Genomic DNA, 902 nt, shown 5'->3' with positions numbered 1-902 from the left:
ATCCTGCTGCTTGACGAACCTTTGGGCGCACTCGATAAAAAACTGCGCCAACAAACCCAACTGGAATTGGTCAACACGCTGGAACAAGTCGGCGTAACCTGTATCATGGTTACCCACGACCAAGAAGAAGCGATGACGATGGCTACCCGTATCGCCATTATGTCCGACGGCCAACTGCGCCAAGTCGGTACGCCTAGCGACGTGTACGATTACCCTAACAGTCGCTTTACCGCTGAATTTATCGGCGAAACCAATATTTTTGACGGCGTCGTTATTGACGACCGCGCCGATTTCTCTATCGTCAAATGTGACGGCTTGGAAAACCACGTCCGCATCGACCACGGTCTGGGCGTTCCGAACGAGCATGAAATCTGGATCAGCATCCGCCCTGAAGACATTGATTTGCATAAAGAAAAACCGGAACACTTGGGCGCGCACAACTGGGCCCAAGGTACGGTTAAAGAAATTGCCTACTTGGGCAGCTTCGCAATTTACCACATCAAACTCGCCAACGGCCGTGTCGTCAAAAGCCAAGTTCCCGCACCTTATTGGTATGTGCGCAACATTACGCCGCCGACTTGGGACGAGACCGTCTATATCAGCTGGCCTGAAAACCAACCGACACCTCTGTACAGTTAATTTGAGGGAAATGCAATGGACCTTAAAAAACTGAAAAAGAAACTGTTTCGCCGCCCCGGCCAGCGTGCAGTTATTGCCGTACCGTATATTTGGCTCTTGGTGCTGTTTCTGATTCCGTTCGCCATCGTCTTGAAAATCAGCTTTGCCGAACAAGAAATCGCCATTCCGCCATTTACGCCTTTGACGACGATTGATGAAGACTTAGGCCGTCTGAACATTGCCATCAGCTATCAGAACTACGCCGACATCTTCCAAAACTTTTG

At 50.1% G+C, this 902-nt stretch carries 1 protein-coding gene and 1 pseudogene; both read left to right on the top strand.

Annotation, left to right across the window (positions count from 1 at the left end):
- Positions 1 to 639: ABC transporter ATP-binding protein (locus ACTHS3_RS15490; protein ID WP_440368439.1), on the top strand; the 639-nt coding region annotated here is incomplete at its 5' end.
- Between the two features lie 15 nt (positions 640 to 654).
- Positions 655 to 902 (top strand): annotated as a pseudogene (locus tag ACTHS3_RS15485) (putrescine/spermidine ABC transporter permease); the annotation flags it as partial.

It is taken from the genome of Neisseria sp. P0009.S007, assembly GCF_051962515.1.
This window is presented reverse-complemented; position numbering and strand designations above follow the sequence as displayed.